The sequence below is a fragment of the Nocardioides silvaticus genome, assembly GCF_003160695.1.
GTDB classification, from domain to species: domain Bacteria; phylum Actinomycetota; class Actinomycetes; order Propionibacteriales; family Nocardioidaceae; genus Nocardioides; species Nocardioides silvaticus.
In genome coordinates this window covers 192,158-211,411 of the sequence record NZ_QGDD01000009.1, presented here as the reverse complement: position 1 = coordinate 211,411, position 19,254 = coordinate 192,158, and the positions used below count along the sequence as shown (strand labels likewise).

The window sequence follows — 19,254 nt, the reverse complement described above, 5'->3', positions numbered from 1 at the left end:
GACCATGATGCCGGAGCCGTCAGCCGACCGCGGCCTCGGCCTCCGCGATGAGGTCCTTGACGACGTCGACCGCGCGGATCCGGCCACTCGTGACGCCCGACCCGCTCGGGTCGAACTCCAGCGCCGTCGGCAGGCCGATCAGCACACCCTCGTTGTCGATGGCCATGCCGCCGGAGTTCCCCGGAGCGATCCGGGCGTCGGTGTCGTACTCGGAGCGCGGACCGAGGTTCGGGTCGTTGATCACCGTCGAGATCAGGCCGCTGGTCACGGTGATCGAGTCACCGGAGTCCGCGACCGCCGGGAACCCGAGGACGGTCACGTCGTCGCCGGCCCGCAGCGGGTCCGAGTCGCCGATCTGCACCGTCGGCAGCGACAGCTCGCCCTCGAGGTCGGAGCCGTCGGCGTTGGCGTAAATCTGGATCACCGCGGCGTCGAGGAACCCGTCCGCTGCGACGACGCGGGCACGGTACTCCGGCGGGGCGTTGGTGTCGGTCGCGCCGTCGGTCAGGGAGATCAGCAGGAACTCCGGGTTCGCGATCGCCGCCTCGGGTCCGTAGGTCTCGACGATGCCCGGCGACTCGGGCGCCGCGACGTGGGCGTTGGTGAGGATCAGCCCGTCCGAGCGGATGATCGACCCCGAGCCGGCGTACGCGAACTCCTGGCTCGGGTCCGCCAGTGCGTGGCTCTCGGCGATGATCTTCACGGTCGCGGCCTTGGCCGCGTCGAGCTCGGCGTCGGTGAGCTCCTCGGGCGAGGCGGGGCCGGTCGGCGTGGTCGAGGTGGTGGTCTCGGCAGTGGGGCTCGACTCCCGGTCACTCGCCGTCGGGTCGTCATCGTCGTCGCGGCTGAGGACCACCGTCACCGCCGCGATTCCGAGGACCAGCACGAGGACACCGGCCGCGACGCCGCCGATCAGCAGCTTGCGGCCGAGGCGGCGACGCGCGATCCGCTTCTCCTCCTCCACCGCCGACAGGATCGGCACCAGCGTGAGCTCGGGACCGGCGACCGGGTGGCCGAGGCGCAGCTCGGTGCGCTCGTCGAACTTCGTGCTCGTCACCCGGCGACCCTTGAGGAACGTGCCCTCGTTCGACTGGTTCGTGTAGGTCCAGCCGCCCGGCACCGCCGCGACCGTGCCGTGCATCCGGGAGGCGGCGGGGTCGGTCAGCACCACCGTGCAGTCGGGCAGCCGGCCGATGGAGATCTGCGCCGGGTGCCGGAACCGGTGCTCCTTGCCCTCCGCGACCAGCAGCAGGTCGGGCCCCGAGCGCACCGGCGGCGGCGCTCCGGGCGCGGCCGGCGGCGCCGACTGCGCGGCGAGCACCTGGGTCTGGTCGAGGCCGGGCGGGATGACGTGGGCCGGCGCTGGCCCGGTCGGCCGGGCGACCTGGGTGCCCGACGGTCCGGGCACGGTCGGTGGGGGCTGCTGTGACGGCTGCTGCCGGGGCTGCTGCGACTGGGGCGGAGGCGGGGCGAACCGCGAGTCGATCGTCGGTCGCTCCCCCGCTGCGGGCGGCATCGTGGGAGAGTCGAACGACTCCGCGGGGGCCGGGGGCGGAGGCGGAGGCGGAGGCGGAGCGCTGGGCGCCTGCCCCGCGCCGCCGGTGACCTGCTCGGCCGGCGTGATCGTCAGCTCCGAGCCCGTCGCGACCGGCCCGCACCGCACCACCGTGCGCTCGCGGATCGTGTGCTCGGCGACCCGGACGCCGTTGACGTAGGTGCCGAACTGGCTCCCCGCGTCGACCAGCACCCACAGCCCGTCGACCGGCCGGAGCTCGGCGTGCTGCCGGGACACCGACCCGGCCGTCAGGACGATCTCGGCGTCGATCGCCCGTCCGATCCGGATCACGGAGCTTCCCTCGAGGCGGAGGACGCGACCGTCCACCTCGACCACCAACGGAGTCATGAGGCCCACCTACGCCTGGAGGATCGTGGCGTCGGGGTCGGGCTGGCGCACGTGCACCGTGGCGTTGCGGATCTGGATCCGCGCACCGGGGACCAGCTCGATGGTGCGGTCCGGGTCGAGGGAGAAGCTCTGGCCGCCGGGGTAGGCAACCGGCCAGGCGACGTCGGAGGCGTTGTGGAGACCCCACCGCTCGGGGGCCTGCGGGTGCTGGCGCAGGTCGCCCAGCACGACCGGGTGGTCGACGCCCGAGGCGAGGTGGTCGGACCGGATCGCGGCCTGCGGTCCGACCGCGACCGTGCGGCGACCCACCTGGAGGAGGTACGGCGGACTCACGACGGTGCCGTCCTGCCAGCACACCGGGTCGGGCTCGCCGCTGGACCAGAAGTTCGTCGTGCCGCAGGTCGGGCAGGCGAGCAGGCCGTCCCGCAGTCGGTCCATCGCCTTGATCCACTGGCCCTCCGTGACGCGGGCGCCCGGCCGCTCCATGCCGTCGACGAACGCTTGGACGAAGAGGTCCCGGAGGAACTGCGGATAGATCTTCCAGTACTGCTGCACGATCTCGGCCGGCCGGTTGGACCGGTCGGTCGGGTGCATGCAGAACAGCGGGTCGGTGCCGAAGTGGGTCATCAGCCAGTGCGCGTCGCGCACGCCCGCATCGGTGCGGCGACCCTCGAGCGGGTGGCCGAGGAAGAGGGAGTAGAACAGCAGCACCGCCAGCGAGTGCCGATCGGTGTCGGTGTTGGGCAGCGTGCGGTAGGTCGTGTCGCGGACGACCTCCGGCGCCATGAAGTACGGCGTGCCGAGCACCCGCCCGGTGCCGTTGTCGATGCCGACGTTGTCGTTGTCGCAGATCAGCACGTCGCCGGTCGTCGGCTCGAAGAACACGTTGCCGAAGGAGATGTCCCGGTAGCAGAGCCCGCGGGCGTGCAGCCGGAGGAAGCTGTAGCTCAGCTGGCGGCACAGCTCGATGATCGAGGAGAACGAGACGTCGAGCGGGTTGCCGTCGCGATCGGCGTTGAGCAGCAGGTAGCTCAGCTCCAGGAACTTCGGGTCGCGCAGGTGCATGACGTAGCCGAAGCTCGGCTGGCTGTGCACCCGGGCCATGCTCAGCGGCCACAGGAACCGACGGTGCGGCGAGCCGATCTCGACCAGCTGCTGCATCTCCTGGTACTGCTCGGTCGTGGCGCTCTCGGGCTTGTACCACTTCAGCGCGAGGGGCTCGCCGGTGTCGCGTCGTACCTCGAAGACGTAGCCCTGACCGCCCTGGCCGAGGAGAGAGGTCACCCGTGCGCGGCCCAACGGCCCGAGGTCGACCTCGACGCCTTCTGCCAGCACCATCGGTGTCGCCGACCTCCGTGCATCACGTTCCGCTCCGGAACGATTGTGTGTGTGACAATCTATAACCTGTTCAGTGACGGCGGCGTCCAAACCCCGGTAAGCAGGAGATGGCATGAGTGACCGCTTGGGCGGCGCTTTGGCGCGAAAGCCCCTCCACTTCATCTTCGTCCTGGACGTCTCCGGCTCGATGATGCGCGGCGGCCGCATCCAGGCCCTGAACAACGCGATCTCCGAGGTGCTCCCCCACCTCAAGGACGAGGCCCGCGCCAACCCGCACGCCGAGATGCTGATCCGGGTGCTGGCGTTCGCCAACGAGCCGCGCTGGGTCATCGAGGAGCCGACGCCGGTCGACCAGATCCACTGGGAACGGCTCGAGGCCGTGCCGCGCGGTTTCACCGAGCTCGGCAGCGCGCTGCTGACGCTGACCGACGCCCTCTCCGAGCTCGACGACGGCTCGAGCGCCTATCCTCCGGCGATCATCCTGGTCTCCGACGGTCGGCCCACGCAGAGCAGCGGCACCACCTTCGCCGAGGGCCTGCAGTCCCTCCTCAACAACCGGTGGGGTGCGACCGCCGTCCGGCTCGCGCTGGGCGTCGGCCGCGACGCCGACATGCACTCGCTGCGCCGGTTCATCGGTGACGAGGACGTCCCGCTGCTGCGCGCCGACAACCCCGAGCAGCTGGTCGAGTACATCGTCTGGGCCTCCAAGGCTGCCAGCAAGGTCGCGTCGCGGCCGGTCGTCGGTGGCGGCGGCCTGTCGGCGGTGCCGCCGAGCCCGATCGGTGACCCGATCTGGAGCACGCTCGGGTGACACTCGGCACGCAGTGGACGGTCCTGTCCGCTTCTCGGATCGGATCGGTGCACGTCCGCGACGACCTCCCCCTGCAGGACGCCGTCCTGACCTGGACCGACGGCCGCCAGGCGGTCGCCGCCGTCGCCGACGGCCACGGCCACCGGGCCCACTTCCGCAGCGACATCGGCTCCGCGCTCGCTGCCGTCAGCGCGGTCGAGGAGATGCGCCGGGTGATCGGCGACCTGACCGACCCCGAGAGCGCGGGTGACGTCGTGACCGCCGCTGCCGCTGCGATCGTCGAGAGCTGGGAGACCAAGGTCCGCCACCACGTCGCGGCCAACCCGTTCGACCTGGGCGACCCGCGCCAGGCGGCAGCCTCCGACGACCCGCTCCGGCCCTACGGCACCACGCTCCTCGCCGCCGCCGTCTCCGGCGACCTGATGATCGTTCTCCAGATCGGCGACGGCGACGCCGTGATCGTCAGCGACCAGGGCGAGGCCTCCCGCGCCCTCCCCGACGACCCGCAGCTCGACGGCCTGCACACCAGCTCGCTCTGCGAGCCCGAGCCGCTGCGGTCGCTCCGCACCGCGGTCATCGACACCCGCGTCGAGGACATCGCCCTCGCCTTCTTCTGCACCGATGGCTTCGGCACCTCCCGCGTCGACGCGGGCGGCTGGTGGCGCCAGACCGGGGAGCAGCTCGTCGACTTCGGCCGCACCCGTGGCCTCGACTGGGTCCGCGACCAGCTCCCCTCCTGGCTCGACGAACCCGCCCAGATCGGCGGCGACGACACCTCCATGGCGATCATCGCCCGCGCCGACCTCGGCGCCGCTGCCGGGGAGCGCCCGGTCGACCCCGAGCGCACCTTTCTCCCCGAGCTCGCCGATACCCTCGACCGCCCCTGACCGTCCGCGCGCCCGAGGGTGATCGTGGGCATGGGCGCGCGTCTCGATACGCCCTCGCCTGGCGGCTCGGGCTGCTCGACGACCGAGCTCAGAAGATCAGGTTGTACAGCTTCAACGGGTCGCCCTGACCCTTGTCGTACATCTGCAGGTAGCAGCGGCAGTCGAGGTCGTCGATGTAGAGGACGCCGTAGTCGTCGGTGTCCTGCTCCTCGATGTAGCCGTAGATCTTGCCCTGCTCCGGCTCGTCGGAGTCCTGCTGACCGTTGCTGTTGGCGTCGGTGTACCAGTAGTCGACGACGAGGTCGCCGTCCTGCTTGGCCAAGGTCTTGGCGTTGCTGCGGTAGCGGCGCAGGTCGCCGACTTTGTTGAACTTGCCGACCCAGGTGCGGCGGCCGGAGCGCCGGCACTCGCTCTCCTCGGCCTCGCCGTCGGTCTCGGTCGGGATCCGGGTGCAGTTGATGACGGTGAAGGTGCTGGCGAAGTCCTGCACCGCGACGTCGGTGAGGCCGTCGGGCGGGGTGACCGTCGCCGCCACCGCGTCGAAGGCGGGGTCGAGCTGGTCGGCCTTGACGCCCGTGTTGCCGGTCAGCTCGGCGGACTGGATGCCGGCCTGGCTGTCCCAGTAGATGATCGGCGGGTCGGTGCTCTCCGCGTTCGCCGTCGTCGGGTCGAAGCGGTAGTAGGCGCCCGAGTCGACGTCGGAGACGATCGTCCCCTCCTTGTCGTTCAGGCGGCGCTTCCGAGCGGCGGTCAGCTCGTCACCGGAGGCGTACGTCGTCAGCACCAGCGTTCCCTGCGGGAACGTGCACTGGATCTTCTCGGCCTGGCCCGACTGGAGCCCGGCGGCCTCGCAGCCGTCCATGCCGGAGGTCACCCGCGACCCCAGGCTCTGGTAGCGCTCGTTGAGCGCCTCGAACGACACGTCGGGGCCCTCGGGGGTGGTCGGCGAGGTCGGTCCGTCGCTCGACGCCTCCGGGTCGTCCGGCTTCTTGTCGTCGTCGGCGAGGAACACCACGGGGATCAGCACGGCGATGACGGCGAGCACCACGAGCCCGCCGACGAGCGCGAGCACGAGCGGGAGCCGGCTCTTCTTCGGCGGGGTCGCGGCGTGGCCGTAGCCGCCGTACGACGGAGGCGGAGCGCCGTACGACGCCGCGGGCGCCGGCACCGGAGCGGCCGGGCCGGGCGCGGGCGCGGCCGGGTTCGGCCCCGAGCTGGGCCAGACCGGAGCGGTCGGCGGCGGCGTGGTGGCGCCCGGGGGCGGCGGCGAGCCGACCGGCGAGCCGGTGGGCGGCGGGACGCCGGGGCCGGGGGCCGGCGCGGGGGCGCTGCCGGGAGCGGCGGGAGGAAGCACGGTCGGCGGTCCGACCGGCGGCGGGGTCGGCGCCGAGGAGTGTTGGGTGCGGTAGCTGCGCACCTGCGCGTCCGAGACCTTGCCGGTCGCGTAGCCGAGGACGGCGAGGGCCCACATCGCGCCACCGACGTCGGCGCTGCCGCGGTCCCGCGCGAGCCGGCTGCCTGCCTCGGAGACCGCTCGGTCGGCGTCGGCACCGCTGTCGAGCATGGTCATCATGGCCTGGAACGCACCGAGCCGGACCGCGTCGACCAGGAGGTTGATGTCCCCGGTCGTCGCGCTGTCCTCGTCGAGGTAGTCGTCGAGCGCCCCGCGGAAGCTGTCGGCGTCGTTGAAGAGCTCCCGACCCTGGCTCTTGCCCAGGGCGTACAGGCTCTCGTGCAGTTCCATGGATCTCCCCAAAAGAATGGACTTCGTCGCCGGTCGCTCGGCCCGAGAATCCTAGGCGTCCTGCGTCCCCCTTCGCGGCAGGACCCGACGAATCGTTCCCCCTGGATCGGAGGGTCAGACCCCGGCGCCCAACCCGGCGGCGATGGCGGAGGCGCGCTCGGCCACCTCGGCCGCGGTCCGCGGCCGGCCGGTGACGTCGGAGGCGAGGCAGGCACCGATCAGCTCGGCGGCCGCCGGCGGCAGGTCGGCCGCGAGCGTCGGCTGCGAGGCCAGGATCGAGCGGACGAGCAGCAGCGGCTCGGTGCTGCGCAGGTCGCCGTAGACCCCCCGCCCGGTGAGGGCGAAGTGGAGGCAGGCGCCGAGCGACCAGATGTCGCTCGCCCGCGACGCGGCAGAACCCAGCATGATCGAGGGGTCGGTGAACTCGAGGCCGATCTGGCCGAGCCCGGTCATCACCATGCCCGGCGACAGCAGCTGCGACAGGCCGAGGTCGGAGAGCCGGCCGCCGTCCTCGGCGATGAGGATGTTGTCGGGCTTGATGTCGCGGTGGGCGATGCCTCGCTCGTGCAGGGCATGGGCCGCCAGGGCGGCGTCGCGGACGGCCGCGACCGCCCGCCCGGGGTCGAGCGCGACGTTGGGCTTCGCCAGCGAGCCGAGGGGCAGGTACTCCATCGCGTAGTAGAACGCCCCGCCGTGCCGACCGGCGTCGTAGACCGCGACCAGCCGGTCGGAGTCGGCCACGCTGAAGTGCTTCAGCTCGCGGGTCGCGCGCCGGAACGCGTCGTCCGAGGTGGGGCCGGCGATGACCTTGACGACGACCTGCTCGGCGGCGATGCCCAGACGAGCGGGCGCGTTCGCCAGGTAGTTGGTGCCGTAGTTCGACTCGCCCAGCGCCCGGATGAACTCATAGTCCGCGATGCCTTGCACGCGCTCCTCCTGGGTCTCGTTCCCAACAACGCCACCCTCTCGCACGCGCGGGAAGCGGTGTCGCACGTTGTCGCTCACAGCATGGCACGTGCCACGAGGAGCGCCAGTCAAAACCGGCACCAGCACGGGCGATTCATCCTCGCGAACGGTTTTCCGCCAGATGCTTCCCCCCTCAAGGATTCGGAAGCAGAGTGACGGGTAGCCGGTGTAGCGTTCCGGACGCACCGACACGGAACCTCCCAACGACGAAGGAGGCGCGTTGATCGAGCCCACTGCAGCATCGGTGGTACCGACCACAGACCCCAGCACGTACCTGCCTGCCCAGCCGATGCCCGCCGGTGACCTCACCGACGAGATGCTCCAGACGGACTTCTGGACCGACGAGCTCGTGGCCGCTGCCGGCATCCCGATCGTGGATGTCCCCTTCGTGACCGTCGGTTCCGGGATCGGCAGCTTCGTGACGGTCGACTACCTGCGGATCGCCGGCGTCCCGACGTCGCAGATGCGTGTGCTCGGAACGCTCGACCACCCCTGGCAGACGTATGAGTACCTCACCCGCGTCTCGCAGATCCCCCGCGGCGAGCGGCTCCGCTCCGACTCCGCCTCGCGTCCCGACAACATCTGGGGCTTCCCGTCGTACGGCTTCGCCGAGGCGATGCGGACCTTCAACCTCAAGCTCCTCTGGGGCCTCTTCAGCGAGCCGATCTTCTCCGACTACTACACGCCGAAGGCCGGCCAGGCCTTCGAGACGATGGAGCGCGAGAAGAACCGCATCGACTACGACCAGATGCTCGTCAAGGGCCTGGTCCGCATCGTGCGCCGGCGGTACGGCGGCGGCTACTTCACGATCCTGACCCCACCCGAGGGGGCGTCGGCCACCAAGCGGGTCGCCTTCCGCTCGCAGTACGTCCACCTCGCCGTCGGCTACCCCGGCCTGAAGTTCCTGCCCGAGCTCCAGCGCTACCGCACCGAGCACAACGACTACCGACACATCGTCAACGCCTACGAGTCGCACGAGCACGTCTACGAGCGGCTCATGCAGCAGCCCAGCACCGTCATGGTGCGCGGTGGCGGCATCGTGGCCTCGCGGGTGCTCCAGCGGCTGATGGACGACCGGCTCCTCCACGGCGCGCAGACCAACATCGTGCACCTGTTCCGGACCTACTACCACGGCACCAACGACGGCTACGGCAACGAGGAGGACCCGCGGCCGGGCGGCGGCAAGACCCGCATCTTCATGCGACGCCGCGGCGAGAACGGCTGGGCCTACCAGGGCTTCAACTACCCGAAGTCGGTGTGGGGCGGCCAGCTCAAGAAGCAGGTCCGCGGGCTCGAGGGCGAGCAGCGGGCCGAGATCTACAAGCGGATGGGCGGCACCAACACGCCGTGGCGCAAGCTCTGGCAGAAGCAGATGAACCAGGGCCGGCGCGAGGGCTGGTACCAAGTGCTCGTCGGCACCGTCGACGACATGCAGCCCAACGGCGAGCGCATCGTCAACCACGTGCGGACGGCGCAGGGGACCGTCCCGGTCGAGGTCGACTTCGTCATCGACTGCACCGGCCTCGAGGCCGACATCGCCGAGCACCGGCTGCTCAAGGACCTGCTCGAGCACGGCGGCGCGAGCCGCAACCCGACCGGCCGGCTCAACGTCGACCGCAACTTCGAGCTGATCGGGACCCGCAACGGCAACGGCGCCATGTATGCGTCGGGCGCCACCACGCTGGGCGGCTACTTCCCCGGCGTCGACACGTTCCTCGGGCTGCAGGTCGCGGCGCAGGAGATCTACCAGGACCTGGCGAAGCGGAAGTTCTGCAAGCGGATCGGGCCGGTCCGCTCGACGATCCAGTGGTGGAAGTGGCTGTTCGGGAGCAAGCCGTGACCCGGCCCCAGCCCTCCGTCACTGTGACCGCCCTCCCGACCCGAGGAGCCTGCTGATGTTGCCCACCCTGAACGGGCGGATACAGACCCGGATCTTCATGCTCGTCGTCTTCGGCAGCATCATCACGTTCCTCATCACGCCGCTGCTGCCCGACGGCCTGCCGGGCGTGCCCGGGTTCGACGGGACCTACTACCGGATCACCTTCATCATCCTGGCGACCGTGCTGGTGCTCGGGATCCTCTGGGAGCTGCTCTACCACCTGATCCAGCAGTTCCGGTGGGAGAAGGACTGGCCGACGATGTTCGGCCTCATCACCGCGATCAACGAGGGTGCGTTGGTCTGGATCCTGCTGGAGCTGGGCCTGGTTCCCGGGCTGCCGGTCGGCGTCGACGAGGGCGACCTCCCGTCGTTCTTCTTCTGGGCGTTCTTCATCGACTTCTCGGTGATCTGGCTGTTCATCTGGATTTGGACCAACGGACCCATGCGCGTGCCGTTCATCCGGTGGCGCTTCTTCGGCGGAAGGATCATCTGACGTGAAGCAGTCAGCGGAGGACTGGGCCCGCGCCACCGTCGTCCCCGGGCCCGGCGAGGGCACCCTCGCCCGGATCGGACCGGTCGTGCTGCTGGTCGGCTCCACCGACCCCGAGGTCGTGCGGCCGTACGTCGACCACGCGCAGATGGTGGCGGCCAACGGCGGCCAGGGCCGTCAGCTCGTGCGCGGCTACGCGTTGATGCTGTCGACCTCGGTCGACCAGTCGCCGGGCTTCGCGGCGCTGGCCCCGCACTCCACCGGGCTCGCCGTCTTCGTCGACGGTGACGTCGTGGTGACGGTCGGTGACGAGCAGATCTCCGGCGCCGACTCCCTCGCCTGGGTCGAGCGCCTCATCCCCTGGCCGGTCGACACCGTGAGCGTGACCCTGCCGGGCGCCACGGCGGCCGACGCCGGCGCCGGCTTCCGCCTCGACGGCGGCGTCATCCGGGCCGGCGCGTTCGCCGTACCAGCAGGTCCGCCGAGCGGCGCGTCGATGGCGATGGCGGCCAGCACGACGGACGTGCCTGCCGCCCAGGCCGCTCCCGAGCCGGTCGCTGCCGAGCCCGGCGTGTGGCCCGAGACCCCGGAGCCGACCGCTCCGCAGGAGGTCGTCGCTCCCCCGGCACCCCCGGCTGCACCTGCTGCCCCACCTCCGCCCGCCTTCCCCACGCCGGCGGCACCGCCGGCGCCCGAGCCCGTCCTGGCGGACGACCACGCCGGCCACGACCACCCGCACCCGGCAGCTCCCCCGGTGGGCCGGCCGCTGCCGCCGGCGCAGCCCGACGAGCAGATCGGGTTCCAGTCGGTGCTCATCGGCGACCTCGAGGACGACGACTTCGAGCCACTGCCGATCGTCGACGACGCGAGCGTCATCGAGCCGGCCGGTCCGGCGAAGGAGGAGGTGCGCGGCGTCTACTGCAAGAACCGTCACTTCAACGACCCGCGCCAGCTGTTCTGCGCGGTCTGCGGCATCAACATGGTGCAGCAGACGCCGGTGCTGGTGAACGGCGTCCGGCCTCCGCTGGGGGTCGTCGTGCTCGACGACGGCTCGGTCTTCCAGCTCGACACGCCCTACCTGCTCGGCCGCGACCCGAGCGCCGACGAGCGGGTCGTCAGCGGCGACTACCGCGGCCTGCCGATCATCGACCAGTCCAACCAGGTGTCGCGCGTCCACGCGCGCCTCGAGCTGCGAGGCTGGGACGTGGTGCTGGTCGACAACAACTCCACCAACGGCACCTACGTCCATGTGCCGAAGACGCCGGACTGGCAGCGGCTGCCACCGGGCGCGGAGCACATCGTCGTCCAGGGCACCCGGATCCGGATCGGCCACCGCACCCTGGCGTACAACACCCACGCCGGCGGCGCCTGACTTTCCGGTCGTCGAGTAGCCGTCGCGAGGAACGAGCGACCTTCCGGTCGTCGATACCTTCCGGTCGTCGAGTAGCCGTCGCGAGGAACGAGCGACCTTCCGGTCGTCGAGTAGCCGTCGCGAGGAACGAGCGACGGCGTATCGAGACGCCGTGACGTACCCGCGGCCGCTACTCCGCCGTCACTCCGGCCGTCTCACCGAGCGGCACCGCCGCAAAGTCGACGGGTACGGCGTCCGGCTCGCTCCGGGCGCCGATGGTGGCCTGGGGCGTGGCGCCGTGGGCGGCGACGTCGATGACGGCCGCCGACAGGCCGGAGTCGGGATCGGGCTTGCTCGGTTCGGTGACCCGCACCCCGCGCTCCTCGAGCGCGGTGCGGATCGTGGTGAGCCGGCGCCCGCCCTCGGTCGGCAGCTGGAGGGCCACGCCGCGGGCGAGAGCGAGCCGGGCACCGAGGACGACGGCCGCGTCGCCGTCGGTGTCGGCGCTCCAGGCGACCGAGACCGGTGCGCCCTCGGGGAAGGCCTCGGTGCCGTCGGCGATGACGGCCGACGGGCAGTCGACCACCGCGAGGACCGCCTCGATCGACGGGTCGTCGGACCAGACGACGAGGCCCTGCGGGGCGAGCACCTGCACCAGCTCGACCAGGTCCTGCTCGACATCCGCGCTCGGGTGCGCGATGACCCGGACCGGCACGCCGAGCTCCTCGCCGCGCTTGATCAGCACCTGCTGGCTCTCCATGGCCGCGGCCATCTCGGCGAGCTCGCCGGACAGGCCGCTGCCGAGGTCGAGCAGCCGGCCCTGCGGCTGGAGGTCGGCGACGACGATCTCGGCAGGACGGGCGCCCGCGAGCATCGCGACCGCGACCTCCAGCGGGACCTTGTTGTCGGCGACGGGCCGGCTGAGCACCAGCACCCGGTCCACCGCCTCCTCACCGAGCGCGGCGCGCTCCGCCTCGGCGATGTCGCGGGCGACGCGGCGCTGCGGGTAGGTGAAGCCGAGCAGCGGACCGGTCATGACCGTCGTGACGAGGGCCATGATGACCATCATCGTGAACAGCTCGGGACTGAGCAGGCCCTTCTCGAGGCCGACGTTGAGGATGATCAGCTCGGTCAGGCCGCGGGTGTTCATGAGGAGGCCGAGGGAGCTGGCCTGCCAGTGCGGGACCTTCTGCAGCCGGGCGCCGACGTAGGCGCCGACGTACTTGCCGATGATCGCGACCGCGAGGATCGCGAGGAGCGGGAGGACGTGCTCTGACCCGAGGCCCTGGATGTTCACCTTCAGCCCGGAGAGCAGGAAGAAGACGGGCAGCAGGAGCAGCACCGAGATCTGCTCGAGGCGCACCAGGATCTCGTGGCGCAGGGCGGCGGCGTTCTCGTGCGGGATGATCGCGCCGAAGAGGAACGCGCCGAAGATGTAGTGGATGCCGATGACCTCGGTGGTCGCGGAGAACAGCAGCATCCCGACGAGGACCACCGAGAGGATCGTGGGCGTCAGCTCCCCCGCCTTCTTGTACGCGCCTGTGAGCCAGGTGAGTGCCGGCCGGATCACGAACAGGGCCACCAGCACGAAGGGGACGGCGAGGTAGATGCCCCACGAGGGCAGGTGCCCGTGGCCGCCGTCGATGCCCGAGGCCGCCAGCACCACCGCGAGGAGGGTCCACGCGATGATGTCATCGGTCGCGGCGCACGCCAGCGCGAGGCCGCCGGTCTCGGTGCGGTGCATGCGGCGGTCGGTGAGGATCCGGGCGAGCACGGGGAACGCCGTGATCGACATCGCGGCTCCCATGAACAGCGCGAACGGCCAGAAGTCGACGCCGTCCGGTTTCAGCCCGGCCGTCGCCTCGGTCTCGACGAAGAGCTTGGCCAGTCCGATGCCGAGGGTGAACGGCAGCACGATCGAGGACACCGATACCGAGCCGGCGACCTTGCCCCGCCCCTTCACGAGCGAGACGTCGAGCTCGAGACCGACCACGAACATGAAGAGCACCAGGCCCATCCGGGCGAGGATGTCGAGGAACCCTCGCTGGTCGACCGGAAAGATGTCGCCGCTCAGCTCCACGCCCAGCAGGCTCGGGCCGAGCAGCACGCCGGCGGCGATCTCGCCGACGACCGGCGGCACTCCGATCTTCGACACCAGCACGCCGGCGGCCTTCGCCACCACGATGATGAGCGCGAGCAGCGCCAGGATCACCGAGAAGTCGACCACCGGCCCAGGAACTGCGGCGGCCAGCGGGATGACGTGGGACATGAAGCCTCCTGGAGAGTGTCGAACCCGAGCAGCCTAGGCCCAGCGGCAGTCAGCCTGCGGGTCGAACGGATGAAATCCGTCGTGGGGATGAGCGCTCGCCCCTAGGCGGTGTCCCAGCGGAACAGGCGCGCCGCGAGCAGCGTCACGACCACCGCGAACGCGGCCAGGATCGTGAGCGGCACCAGGGCGGCCGAGGGACCCTGACCGCGCACGAGGACGTCGAGCATGCCCTCGTTGAGGTGCTTGAGCGGGAGCACGTCGCTCACCCGCTGCAACCACGGCGGGGTCGCGTCGAGCGGGAAGAACGAGCCGCTGAGGAACGCCATTGGCAGCACGAAGAAGTTGGCCATGTTGACCGCACCCTCGGTCGACTTCGCGATCGCACCGGCCAGCAGCCCGATCGCCATGAAGCAGAGAGTGCCGACCACGACCAGCGGGATCGACATCCACCACGACCCGGTCAGCTTCAACCCCAGCGTCGCGGCACCGAGGCCGAGGAAGATCGCAGTCTGCCCGAGCGCGATCGCGATCGTGACGGCGACGCGGGCGCCGACGACGGTGCCGGTCGAGACCGGCGCCAGCTGGAGTCGGCGCAGCAGCTTGGTCTGCCGCCAGCCCTGCAGGGTGGCGGCCGCACCGAGCGCGGCGCTCGTCGCGATCGCCCAGCCGAGCAGGCCGGGGGTGAAGAACTGGATAGTGGTCAGCGACTCGTCCTCGACGCGTTCCGCCGCGAAGCCGAAGCGGGCCGGCTGGCCGGAGGCCGCGATGTTGGCGCCGTCGACGTACGCCTTCAGCGTGCTCTGCGTGATGGCCGCCTTGACCTGCTCGGTCTGCGTGTAGTGGGCGACCAGCGTGTCGCCCTTCTGCTCGACCACCACGTCGGCGTCGCCGTCGCGCACCTCGGCGAGCGCGGCGTCGAGGTCGTCGGACTCCTCGACCTCGAACGTGGTCTCGAACGCCTCCCGCGCGTCGGCGGGCAGGTCCTCGAGCAGCGGCACGTCCCCGACGGTGATCATGTCGATCTCGGACTGGTCCTGGTTGGACAGCAGTGCGCCGAACAGCACGAGGAACATGAGCGGGAAGACCACGGCGAAGAACAGCGCGGCGCGGTCCCGGACGAAGCCCCGCAGGATCGCGATCGAGAGCGCCCCGAACGGCGTGTGGGCGAAGGCCCTCATGCGCGGTACTCCCGGCCGGTCAGCGCGAGGAACACGTCCTCGAGGTTGCCCCCGCCGGCGTGCGCCGCGACGAGCGCTGCCGGGGTGTCGTGCTGGAGCAGGCGGCCGTGGTCGACGATCGCCACCCGGTCGCAGAGGGTTTCGGCCTCGTCCATGTGGTGCGTGGTGAGCACGACGGTGCGGCCGCTGTCGTTGATGTCGGCGAGCAGGTCCCAGAGGTTGCGGCGCGCCTGCGGGTCCAGGGCTGCCGTCGGCTCGTCGAGGAAGACCAGCTCGGGGTCGTGGACCAGGGCGCAGGCGATGGACAGTCGTTGTGCCTGGCCGCCGGAAAGGTCCTCGACCCGGGTGTCAGCCTTCGCGACCAGGCCGACGCGCTCGAGCCACTCGTCGGCTGCGCTGCCCGGCGCCCGGTAGAGCGCCGCGAAGGTGTGGATCTGCTCGCGCGCGGTGAGCCGCTCGAAGAATGCCGAGGCCTGGAGCTGCACCCCGATCCGGGGCTGGAGCGCACGATTGCGTGGCCACGCCGGCTCCCCCAGCACCGAGACCTCCCCGGCGTCGGGCTTCCGCAGCCCTTCGAGCATCTCGAGGAGGGTGGTCTTGCCGGCTCCGTTCGGCCCGAGGACCCCGACGAACTCGCCGGCGGCGACGGTCAGGTCGAGCGCGTCGACCGCGGTCAGGTCGCCGTACCGCTTGGTCAGACCCTTCGCTGCGATCGCAGTCACGTCAGCCGAGCCTAGGGACCGGGTCAAGTGCTCGCGCTAGGCCAGCGAGTCGAGCCAGGCGTTGTGGAGGTCGGAGAACCGGCCGTCCCCGGCTGCTACCAGGTCCGCGGGCGCTCCGTCCTCGACGATCCGGCCGTGCTCCATCACGATCACCCGGTCGGCGATCTCGACGGTCGAGAGCCGGTGGGCGATGATCACGGCCGTGCGACCGGCGAGCACCGTCCGCAGCGCACGTTGCACCAGCCGCTCCGACGGTACGTCGAGGGACGAAGTGGCCTCGTCGAGGATGAGGACCGCGGGATCGGCGAGGAACGCGCGGGCGAACGCCACCAGCTGGCGCTGGCCCGCGCTGAGCCGGCCGCCCTGGTTGGCGACGTGCGTCTCGTAGCCGTCGGGGAGCGCGGAGATGAAGTCGTGGGCGCCGAGCGCCTTCGTCGCCGCCTCGACCTGCTCCATCGTCGCGTCGGGCCGGCCGAACCGGATGTTGTCGGCGATGGTCCCGGAGAAGAGGTAGTTCTCCTGGGTGACCATCACGACCGCCCGGCGCAGCACGTCGGAGCTGAGGTCGCGCAGGTCGACGCCGTCGAGGAGCACCCGGCCGCCGGTGGGGTCGTAGAACCGCGTCGCGAGCTTGGCGACCGTCGTCTTGCCGGCACCGGTGGTGCCGACGACCGCGAGGGTCTGCCCGGCGGGCACCCGCAGGTCGAGGTCGTGCAGCACCTTGCGGTCGTCGACGTAGGCGAAGTCGACCGACGCGAAGTGCAGGTCCCCCCGGGCCGCGGGCAACGCCTCGGGCCGGTCGGGCTCGGGCACCCCGGGCTGCTCGCGCAGCACACCCGCCAGCTTGTCGAGCGCGGCCGAGGCCGACTGGAAGGTGTTGTAGAACTGGCTGATCTCCATCATCGGCTCGAAGAACTGCCGCAGGTAGAGCAGGAACGCCGCGAGCACGCCGACGGTGACCTCGCCGTGATAGGCGAGGTAGCCGCCGTAGACGAGCACGACGGCGATCGTGACGTTGCCGATGAGGCGGATGCCGGGCATGAACCAGGCGACCAGCCGGAAGGCGACCAGGTTGGCGCTGCGGTACTGGTCGTTGACGTCGTCGAAGATCTCCTGGTTGCGGGGCTCGCGGCGGAACGCCTGGACCGCGCGGATGCCGCCCATCGACTCGACGAAGTGGACGATGACGAGCGCGACCTTCTCGCGGGTCACCCGGTAGCTTTTCGCCGACGACTTCCGGAACCAGTTGGTGATCCAGTAGAGGAACGGGCCGCAGGCCAGCGCGACCAGGCCGAGCTCGAAGTCGAGGAAGAGCAGCAGCCCGGCGGTGCCGACCAGGGTCAGGGCGGCGGTCACCAGCCCGTCGAAGCCGGTCTCGAGCATCTCGTAGATCGCATCGACGTCGGAGGTCTGGCGCGAGATCACCCGACCGGACGTGTACTCGTCGTGGAAGGCCGGGCTCAGCGCCTGGAAGTGGCGGAACACGCGGCGGCGCACCTCGAAGAGCACGTCCTGGCCGACCTTGCCCGAGCGGACGAGGAACAGGTTGCGGGCGACGGCCTGGGTGAGCGTCGCGAGCAGCACGATCCCGACGATCACGAACAGCGGCTCAAGGTCGTTGTCGGCGCGGATCGGCGGGATGCCGGTGTCGATGCCCTCCTTGACCAGGTAAGGGATCGAGAGCCGCGCGGCGTTCTCGACGAGGACGATGGCGACCAGGCCCCAGATCGCCCACTTGTAGGGGCGCAGGAGCTCCCGGAGCAGCTGGCCGGAGCCGCCGGTGAACCTGCGCTCGATGCGCTCGAGCGCGGCCTCGTCCTCGTCGGCCTGGGCGATCCCGCGCCATTCCGACGCGGTCACAGCGACGCCTCCTCGAGCGACGGGTCGGCGGCGAGCAGCTCGCGGTACGCCGGCACGGTGGCCAGCAGCTCGCGGTGCTCGCCGACGTGGGTGATCGTGCCGTCCTGGAGCAGGGCGACCCGGTCGGCGAGCAGCACGGTCGAGGCGCGGTGGGCGACGATCAGACCGGTGGTGTCGACCAGCACCCGGCGCAGCGCCTCCTCGACGAGTGCCTCGGTGTGCACGTCGAGCGCGGAGAGGGTGTCGTCGAGGACGAGGACGGCCGGGCGCGAGAGGACCGCCCGCGCCAGGGCGAGCCGCTGCCGCTGGCCGCCGGAGAGCGCCATCCCCTGCTCGCCGATGCGGGTGTCGAGCCCCCACGGCAGGTCACGTGCGAACCCGGCCTGCGCGACGTCGAGGGCCTCGTCGACCTCCGCGTCGGTCGCGTCGGCGCGACCGAGGGTGAGGTTCTCGCGGGCACTCATCGAGAACAGCGTCGGGTCCTCGAACGCGGTCGCCACCAGCTGGCGCAGGTGGACGAGGTCGAGCTCGCGCACGTCGACACCGTCGATGCTCACTGCTCCCCCGGTCACGTCGAAGAGCCGCGGCACGAGCGCGGTCAGGCTGGTCTTGCCCGAGCCGGTCGCCCCGACCACGGCCACGGTCTCACCGGGCCTGATGTCGAGGTTCACGTCGCGCAGCACCGGTTCGTCCGGCGCGTCGGGGAACGCGAAGTCGACGTGCTCGAAGCGCAGGTGCCCGCGCGGCCGGTCGATGGTGCGCGTGCCGCCGACGATCGCGGACTCGGTGTCGAAGATCTCCAGGATCCGGGCCGCGGACGTCATGGCCTCCTGGGCCATCGCCAGGATGACGCCGAGCGAGGAGACCGGCCACACGAGCGACAGCATCAGGGTGATGAACGCGACCAGCTCACCAGGGGTGAGGGCGCCGCGCCCCACGCCGATCGCGCCGAGCAGCAGCACCAGGACCACCGCGCAGTTGGGGATCACCTCGAGGAAGGTCCAGAAGCGCGCCGACAGCCGGACCTTCTCCATCGAGGTGGCGTGCAGCTGGCGGGCCGCGGTCTCGTACTGCTCGCTGATGTAGCGGCTGCGGCCGAAGGACTTGATCACGCGGATCGCGACCGCGGCCTCCTCGGCCCGGGTCGCCAGGTCTCCCTGCTCGTCCTGCACCCGCCGCGAGACGACGACGTACTCCTTCTCGAAACGCATCGAGAGCCAGATGATCGGCGCGGCCGTGAAGGCGACGACCAGGCCGAGCGGCCAGTACATCGCGAGCAGCACGACGGTCACGGCGGTGACCTGGAGGATGTTGATGAGCAGGAACAGCATCCCGAACCCGAAGAACCGCCGGATCGACGACAGGTCGGTGGTGGCCCGGGAGAGCAGCTGGCCGGACTGCCACCGGTTGTGGAAGCTCATCGGGAGCGCCTGCAGGTGGGCGTAGAGGTCGCGCCGCATCTCGGTCTCGACGCCGAGGACGGCGTTGGACTGGATCCAGCGCCGCAACCAGGTCAGGAACGCCTCCAGCACGCCGAGCGCCAGCACGAGCAGACCGAGCGGCAGGACCGGGTCGATCTCGCCGTCGGTGACAGGTCCGTCGATGAGGGCCCGGATGACCAGGGGGATCGCGATGGCGACGCCGATGCCGGCGAGCGCGGTGGTCAGCATGACCACCAGCGCGCCGCGGTGGGGTCGCAGGTAGGAGCGGAGTCGCCACAAGGAGTGGACGCCCGCGGGTGGCGGGTTGTCCGGGTCCGGTCCGAGCGGGTCGCGCTCCGGCCGACCCGTGTGCGGGGGCGTGGGAGTCGTCATCGGTGACCACGACTCTAGGTCGTGACGCCGACGAAGCACGAA

The 19,254-nt window shown here is 71.0% G+C and carries 14 protein-coding genes; 5 read left to right on the top strand and 9 right to left on the bottom strand.

Going from position 1 to position 19,254, the window contains the following annotated elements; genetic code table 11:
• Window positions 1-19: 19 nt before the first annotated feature.
• Window positions 20-1,903: an FHA domain-containing protein gene (locus tag DJ010_RS18615; protein ID WP_146207399.1), complete on the bottom strand. Its 1,884-nt coding sequence runs from the start codon at window positions 1,901-1,903 to the stop codon at window positions 20-22.
• A gap of 9 nt (window positions 1,904-1,912) precedes the next feature.
• On the bottom strand, window positions 1,913-3,241 hold the full coding sequence (locus tag DJ010_RS18610) for a protein kinase domain-containing protein (protein WP_158283062.1): 1,329 nt from the start codon (window positions 3,239-3,241) through the stop codon (window positions 1,913-1,915).
• A 112-nt stretch (window positions 3,242-3,353) separates the two neighbouring features.
• Here DJ010_RS18610 and DJ010_RS18605 point away from each other — a divergent pair, with 112 nt between their 5' ends.
• Window positions 3,354-4,052, top strand: coding sequence for a vWA domain-containing protein (locus DJ010_RS18605; RefSeq protein ID WP_109696527.1), 699 nt, complete (start codon window positions 3,354-3,356; stop codon window positions 4,050-4,052).
• Window positions 4,049-4,939, top strand: coding sequence for a protein phosphatase 2C domain-containing protein (locus tag DJ010_RS18600; RefSeq protein ID WP_158283061.1), 891 nt, complete (start codon window positions 4,049-4,051; stop codon window positions 4,937-4,939). The genes DJ010_RS18605 and DJ010_RS18600 overlap by 4 nt, the downstream gene beginning before the upstream one ends.
• A gap of 88 nt (window positions 4,940-5,027) precedes the next feature.
• Here DJ010_RS18600 and DJ010_RS22950 read toward each other — a convergent pair whose 3' ends face one another.
• Together DJ010_RS22950 and DJ010_RS18590 are read right to left on the bottom strand one after the other, a co-directional pair.
• Window positions 5,028-6,683, bottom strand: coding sequence for a hypothetical protein (locus DJ010_RS22950; protein ID WP_109696523.1), 1,656 nt, complete (start codon window positions 6,681-6,683; stop codon window positions 5,028-5,030).
• 114 nt (window positions 6,684-6,797) lie between these two features.
• Window positions 6,798-7,610 (bottom strand): protein kinase domain-containing protein, encoded by an 813-nt coding sequence (locus DJ010_RS18590; protein ID WP_109696521.1) that lies wholly within the window; start codon window positions 7,608-7,610, stop codon window positions 6,798-6,800.
• A gap of 259 nt (window positions 7,611-7,869) precedes the next feature.
• On the opposite strand from DJ010_RS18590, the gene DJ010_RS18585 reads away from it, so the two are divergent.
• Genes DJ010_RS18585 through DJ010_RS22945 form a run of 3 tightly spaced genes read left to right on the top strand, consistent with a single transcriptional unit; the run spans window position 7,870 to window position 11,390 of the window.
• Window positions 7,870-9,489: an FAD/NAD(P)-binding protein gene (locus DJ010_RS18585; RefSeq protein ID WP_211318872.1), complete on the top strand. Its 1,620-nt coding sequence runs from the start codon at window positions 7,870-7,872 to the stop codon at window positions 9,487-9,489.
• 55 nt (window positions 9,490-9,544) lie between these two features.
• Window positions 9,545-10,021 carry a hypothetical protein gene (locus tag DJ010_RS18580; protein WP_109696519.1) on the top strand — a complete coding sequence of 159 codons (477 nt, stop codon included), beginning with the start codon at window positions 9,545-9,547 and terminating at the stop codon, window positions 10,019-10,021.
• Between the two features lies 1 nt (window position 10,022).
• Window positions 10,023-11,390 carry an FHA domain-containing protein gene (locus DJ010_RS22945; protein ID WP_109696517.1) on the top strand — a complete coding sequence of 456 codons (1,368 nt, stop codon included), beginning with the start codon at window positions 10,023-10,025 and terminating at the stop codon, window positions 11,388-11,390.
• 169 nt (window positions 11,391-11,559) lie between these two features.
• Here the strand turns inward: DJ010_RS22945 and DJ010_RS18570 are convergent, their stop codons facing one another.
• The 5 genes from DJ010_RS18570 to DJ010_RS18550 form a co-directional block, all read right to left on the bottom strand.
• Complete coding sequence (locus DJ010_RS18570; protein ID WP_109696515.1) at window positions 11,560-13,638, bottom strand: cation:proton antiporter domain-containing protein; 2,079 nt, start codon at window positions 13,636-13,638, stop codon at window positions 11,560-11,562.
• Between the two features lie 101 nt (window positions 13,639-13,739).
• Window positions 13,740-14,816 carry an ABC transporter permease gene (locus tag DJ010_RS18565; RefSeq protein ID WP_109696513.1) on the bottom strand — a complete coding sequence of 359 codons (1,077 nt, stop codon included), beginning with the start codon at window positions 14,814-14,816 and terminating at the stop codon, window positions 13,740-13,742.
• The gene (locus DJ010_RS18560; RefSeq protein WP_211318871.1) at window positions 14,813-15,538 is read right to left on the bottom strand and encodes an ABC transporter ATP-binding protein; all 726 of its coding nucleotides are present in this window, start codon (window positions 15,536-15,538) and stop codon (window positions 14,813-14,815) included. Before DJ010_RS18560 ends, DJ010_RS18565 begins: the two co-directional genes overlap by 4 nt.
• A gap of 36 nt (window positions 15,539-15,574) precedes the next feature.
• Window positions 15,575-17,398 (bottom strand): ABC transporter ATP-binding protein, encoded by a 1,824-nt coding sequence (locus tag DJ010_RS18555; protein ID WP_109696511.1) that lies wholly within the window; start codon window positions 17,396-17,398, stop codon window positions 15,575-15,577.
• Complete coding sequence (locus tag DJ010_RS18550; RefSeq protein ID WP_109696509.1) at window positions 17,395-19,212, bottom strand: ABC transporter ATP-binding protein; 1,818 nt, start codon at window positions 19,210-19,212, stop codon at window positions 17,395-17,397. The genes DJ010_RS18555 and DJ010_RS18550 overlap by 4 nt, the downstream gene beginning before the upstream one ends.
• Window positions 19,213-19,254: the final 42 nt, after the last annotated feature.